Raw genomic sequence first — 5,869 nt, forward strand, 5'->3', positions numbered from 1 at the left:
AAACGTATAATTTGCAGCGCAGTGTGAACCAAACAGCCCTTTAATAGTAAAACCAGTATCTACTACTTGGTGTATTTCAGAAAAATCTATACGATTTTTGAGTGCATTTAGATGTGGTGTAAGTTTGGCAAAATTTCTTTCGTCAGTATAGGCGCGATCAAAACTCTCTAAAAAAATATAGACAATATTTTTACGCTTTATCGGAGCCTTGGGATGTGGAATGGCTAGATACGGATAAATCTGCTTCTTAATCGCTTCTACGGGCGGATTCAGTTGTAGATAATATTCTCTAACTGCATCGTAAAGAGGATTTAAAAAAAAGGCTGTTAAAATACATGGCATAAATAAAATACTAAGCTTTGAGCTATGACGAAAATGCAAAATGCGTACGGTAATAATTATACTAAGTAATATGATCGCTACGCAAATCATCACCAAAATCGCAACTTCACGCGCAAAACTTGCAATCGGAGCACCTTCTATAGAGGTACGAAAAAATGTTATCACAAATAGTCCGAAATGCTTTCCAAAAACGAAAAATAGCAACAAATCGAAGCAAAGTGCAAAAATATAAATTAGTGCAATTATGCCCACAGCAATTTTAAAAGTTCTATTCGACAAAAATGCTGCAAAAATCAGCGAAATAGCAAAAAACAAAACCGAAAAAATTGTCGTAAATTCCAAAAAAACAACCTTAAATTTAGCAAAATTTAATGCGTAGTCTAGCAAGAATGACTTTAAAATTTACTAACGCAGGCACAAAAATTACTTTTTAAAGTTATAGCGGCACAAAATTTTATACGGCGATTTTAAATTTCACCGTATATAATTTTGCAATTAAAGCATGGGTTTGTCGTTACACCAAGCGTATGACAGCGAATCGAGTCAAGTTCTGCTAATGTCTGCGTTAGCCGACGCGCCTTTGAAAAATCCCCACGTAAAGCGCAAAAACAAAACCGATCGCAACCGCGTAAGGAGCGAACTCGGTGATGCCTTTAGCCGAGCTTGCGAGCAAGAAATTGTGCGCGACCGCAGCGCCCGCCGCCATGCCGATGACGAATATGCCCGAGCTTAAATTTCCCGTGCCGGCCTGCACCAGATGCTTGCCCGGGCAGCCCTCGCTTAGGCTAAAGCAAAGTCCTGCGAGCACCATACCCAAGAAGTTCCAAACGAAATCGTTATGCGCGATAGGCTGGCCCTCGAAGCCGAGTTTGTATTGTCCAAACGCGATATTTGCGATGCTCGCAAACACGATGACGCTTAGCACGCCCCAAAACATCGAGAAATCGCCGCGGAAAATTTTACCGAACGCGCCGACGCTGCAAAATTTGCTTCTGTGCATCACCGCACCCACGATAATGCCCGCAGCCAGCGAGATGCCTACCGCAGCGTGTTGCGCGCCGGGACCTTTAGCGGAGATAAAAAGCGCGCCGCCCTCGCCCGTTTTGAGTCCGAAAACCAAGGCCGCAAGCAGCGCAGCGCCCAGTAGCACAGGCAAAATTCCGATCGAGCCGCTAAGTCTTGCCTCTTTGCTCGCCTCATAGCCGCGCTTTTTAAGCAAAAACCCAATGAGTACGCCGCAGATCAGACCCGCTAACCCGGCTAGCGCGGTCAAATCGCCGCCGCCTAAGCGCAAAAACGCGCGCCACGGGCATCCCAAAAATACAAGGCAGCCGATCATCGCGAAAATCCCTAGGAAAAATTTCGCAAACGGCGAGCTGCCGGTAACCGGCGCAAACTCGCGCGTCCAAAGCACGCTTGCCAAAAAGCCGCCGAACACGAGCCCTATGATCTCCGGGCGGATGTATTGCACCGCGCTAGCTCGGTGAAAGCCCAGCGCGCCCGTGGTATCGCGCAAAAAGCAAGCGACGCAAACGCCCATATTGCCCGGGTTTCCGAAATGCACCAGCGTCGCACCCAGCACGCCTAGCACGGCGCCTGCGATGATGTACCATTTAACGTTATTCATGAAAAAGTCCTGAAATAATCTAGATCGACCGATCTCTTAGGCGCGATTTTATCCTTTGTAAAATAAAAAGCAAATAAATTCCGATCTAAATTTACGAAAAGCGAAGGATTTAAATCACGAGGGCAGCCCCTAAATTTAGACGCAAGTAAATCGCAGATGTTTAAATTTAGACTCTTTGCTGTGATAGAAGTGCCGAATTTAGCCGCTCGATTTCGGCGCAGACGGATCGCGACGAGAAGCCATGGCGCAGAGGCGGTCAGACGAAACGCGATACAAACGGATACAGGTAGAGCAGAGCGGAGGGGGCAGAAACGGCGCGGGCAAGGTGCGGACAAGACGCAGTCAAAGCGCGTAAGCGGCCCAGACGGAGCACAATACTTGCCGCCAATAAAAACAAATTTCAAATATTTTTGAAATTAAATTTCAACCTTATTTAAGTATGTAGATATATAATAATGTATTTCAATTTTATTTTAAAGGTCGAGGCATGAAAAAGCAAATTTTATTGGTGCCGCTTGCGATAGGCACGATAGGCGGAGCGAATGCGGCCGAAAACAACGCCACAAAGTCGCAAGATCTGGGTCAAATCGTCGTGCAAGCGACGGTAAGCGCGGTCGATAACCTAAAATATGCGGGCTCGGCTGGAATTTTAACCCCCAAGGATATGAAAGCCAAAACCAACGTGATCGATTCGATTATGCAGATACCGGGCGTTGACGGCAGCATGGATATGGGGCGTCAGATCGGCAGGCAGTTTCAGATCCGCGGATTCGGATATCAAAGCGACGAGCGCGTCATCATCAAGCAAGACGGCGTGCGCAGAAGCGCGGGGATGTACTCAAATATGATCTCATCCTTTCGCACCGATAGCGACATCCTAAAGCGCGTCGAGGTCATAAAGGGCGCCTCGTCCGTGCTTCACGGCTCGGGCGCGATCGGTGGTATCGTAAATATGCAAACCAAAAGCGCGAGCGATTATCTAAGCGAGGGCAAAAGCGTAGGTTTGATGCTAGGACAGAGGCTTGAATCAAACAATATGCATAGCACGCGCGGCGCAATCTACGGCAAGGGAGAGGAAATTCCGATCGACGTTTTACTCTACGGCAAGCGCGCAAGCTACGGCAATATCAAGTTCGCAGACGGCGGCACGCACTACGCCCCGGACTACGATAAGAGCTTTAATAACGAGCATATCGATACTGGATTTTTTAAGATCGGCGCAAATTTAGACGATCACCGTATCAGCTTCAGCGCCTTTGATTACGACGAAAATTTACACACGATGTGGCAGACATTATGGCAAAACGACGCAGATCTCTTCGTGCACGGAAATTTAAGCCAAAGAGATTATGTTTTTGATTGGAGCTTTACGCCGCAAAGCCCGCTAGTGGATATGTCTTTTAAGGCCTATAAAAGCAGAGCTGAGTATAAACGCGGCTATACCAGCGGCGCAACTACCGGCAACTACGCGAACAAAGACGATCGTAAGGGACTAGAGATCAAAAATATCTCGGAATTCGACACGGGCTTTTTAAACCACAGCTTCGCTTTCGGCGGCGATTACGAAAATAGGCAGGAGGATGCGATCTTTATCCGAAACGGCATACTATCGGATTTTGCCTCATTTCCGAATGAATACAATAGCTACGGGCTTTTCGCGCAGGACTTGATCCGCTTGCACGATGATTTAGAGCTTACCTTAGGCGGTAGATACGATAGATTCGATCGCGACATCAAAGGCAAACCCGCGAAATTTAAAGATTCCAGATTTTCTCCTAGGGCGGCGATTGCCTATACGCTCTTTGATAAACTTACGCTTTTGGCGGGATACAGCGAGAGTTTCCGCGCGCCTACGCCGCACGAAACATCGCAAGCAGGGCCTATCAACCGAATGTATTATTACATCCAAAATCCCGATCTAAAGCCTGAAACCGTCAAAGAGTACGAGGTCGGATTTAGTTTTAAACAGGATGAAATTTTTACGGACGATCACTTCAATATGAAATTTATCTACTTTAACGGCAATATCAAAGATATGATTGACGTTAAGCCGCTACCACATCTTGGCGTGCCGCCGGGCGGCTTTTCGCAACAATACGGGCAGTATCAAAATATCGATCAAGCCAAAAGGCATGGTTTTGAGCTAAGCTCAAACTACCAAACGCAGGACTTTGATTTCGGCGCGAGTTTCGAACGACTTAGAATTTATAATAAAAAGACGCATGAAAATATAAACAATCACGCCAAAAAGTTAAGCGCGCACGCTTTCTACTCGCCTCTGCACAATTTAAATTTAGGCTTTGAGGTAAGCCACTATTTTAAGCCTCATTCCAAACCTGCTTCCTATTTCGCTCGCAGAACGGAATATTTTTACGTCGATAAAGCTTTCACGATCGCAAATTTCAGAGGAAGCTACAAGATCAAAAACGGCATTATCCCGGTCCTTGACGGCGCGGACGTGAGCTTTGGCGTAAATAATATTTTCGATAAGCATTATATCAACGCAAACCGCACGCGTGAGACTTTAGCGGTAGGTGCTGGACGAAATTTCTACGTCGATTTGGAAGTAAGATTTTAGATTAAGCTTATATGAGCGAGGCGCGGGTTAAATTTTAAAACTTACCCGAGCTTTCGCCATTCTTTCTTTTCAAATTTAAACCTCATCGCGACCTTTTGGCGATGAGGCTTAAATTTGGCATAAATTTCTAGCGCTATAAAATTCCGCAATTTTTAAAATTTAACAAACTGCAAAATTTTATGGGTTACAAAGCCCGCAAGTTACGAAATTCCACGCCTCATCAATCGATAGCGTTGGAGCTTTTTAGCACCACTAGATGTTTTTTGCCCGCGAAGCTTAGCACTACGGCTGCATTATTTTCGTCGATTTCGCGCACCAGCTCTACTCGCACGTCGCTAGGTCTTGCAGTATCCGAGCTAAGCAGCTCATTTTCTAAAATGCTTTTAAATGCCGAGACTTTGGGCTCTTTTGCATCCGATCTTTCTTTTGCTCCCTCGCGAAATTCCATCGTGCCGCTCTCGGCAGGGCTTACTTTAAGCGGCGAAATTTTATCCGCTGTGCCTATATTCTCGGCGCTCTCAGAGTTTTCGTCCGCCTCCGTAGCTTCCGAACGCTCGGCACGCGCAACCTCATCGTAAAATTTATCGCGCATACTCTCTTCGCTCACGTTCTCGCCTCTTAAAAAATCTGCGCTATCTACGTTTTTTGAGTCGTTAGAATTTTTGGAATTTAAAGCAGAGGCTTCATCTTTCTTCGCAAACTCTTGCGCGTCAGAATAATTTGCGTTCTTTGATCCGCTCTGATTTTTAAAAGAGGAGTCGTTTAAAATTTCATCTATGCCCGCTTCGTCCACATCGGCATCCTCCATGCTAGCGTCGTCTTCAAAAACCCGCCATGTCTCGTCGATACTTTTTTGCGGCTTGTGCGATAAAAATTTTCGCACGCCTACGAAAGCCGCAGCCGCAAGCAGTAACGCTACGATTATCGGCATCACGGAAACCCCGCTGCTACCGCTTTGCGCCGTCTCACTCGCCTCGCTCTTTACGCTCATCTTGCTCTGATCGAAAGCGGGGTTTTTTACGCGCAAAATGAGCTTTAAATTGCCGTCTTGAGTAAGAGCATCGACCGATAGATCGGCACCAGTGGGGAAATTTATCTCGATATCCTTGCCCTTAGGCGCGATCGTAAAGCTTTTTAAGACCTTTTGATTGGTGCGCATCTCGTTAAATTTCTCATCACCGCCGAGCCCTTTTAAAATGAGGCTCATCGACTGCCCATTAACTATGCGTGCAATATTGTTAGGCTTATAGGCAGAGTCAAACGCCAAAACGATGTCGACACTGTCGTCGTGGTTGAAGAGATCGTATTGCATCAGATTGGTG

The 5,869-nt window shown here is 46.2% G+C and carries 3 protein-coding genes and 1 pseudogene; 1 reads left to right on the forward strand and 3 read right to left on the reverse strand.

What is annotated here, in order from left to right; genetic code table 11:
* Together Q0340_RS08330 and yedE are read right to left on the reverse strand one after the other, a co-directional pair.
* A pseudogene (locus Q0340_RS08330) lies at positions 1-684 on the reverse strand (phosphoglycerol transferase); the annotation flags it as partial.
* Positions 685-907: 223 nt separating this feature from the next.
* A complete protein-coding gene (gene yedE, locus Q0340_RS08335; protein WP_298082928.1) occupies positions 908-1,969 on the reverse strand; it encodes a YedE family putative selenium transporter in 1,062 nt (353 codons plus the stop codon).
* Between the two features lie 487 nt (positions 1,970-2,456).
* Between yedE and Q0340_RS08340 the strand changes: the two genes are divergently transcribed.
* Positions 2,457-4,547: a TonB-dependent receptor gene (locus Q0340_RS08340; RefSeq protein ID WP_298082929.1), complete on the forward strand. Its 2,091-nt coding sequence runs from the start codon at positions 2,457-2,459 to the stop codon at positions 4,545-4,547.
* A gap of 220 nt (positions 4,548-4,767) precedes the next feature.
* Here Q0340_RS08340 and Q0340_RS08345 read toward each other — a convergent pair.
* On the reverse strand, positions 4,768-5,869 hold a 1,102-nt coding region (locus Q0340_RS08345), incomplete at its 5' end, for a hypothetical protein (protein WP_298082930.1).

The sequence above is a fragment of the uncultured Campylobacter sp. genome (assembly GCF_938045595.1).
GTDB lineage: Bacteria > Campylobacterota > Campylobacteria > Campylobacterales > Campylobacteraceae > Campylobacter_B.

Excerpts from the sequence above, each read along its gene's own strand:
- yedE (WP_298082928.1), bottom strand. The coding sequence starts at position 1,969 with ATGAATAACGTTAAATGGTACATCATCGCAGGCGCCGTGCTAGGCGTG.
- Q0340_RS08340 (WP_298082929.1), top strand. The coding sequence starts at position 2,457 with ATGAAAAAGCAAATTTTATTGGTGCCGCTTGCGATAGGCACGATAGGC.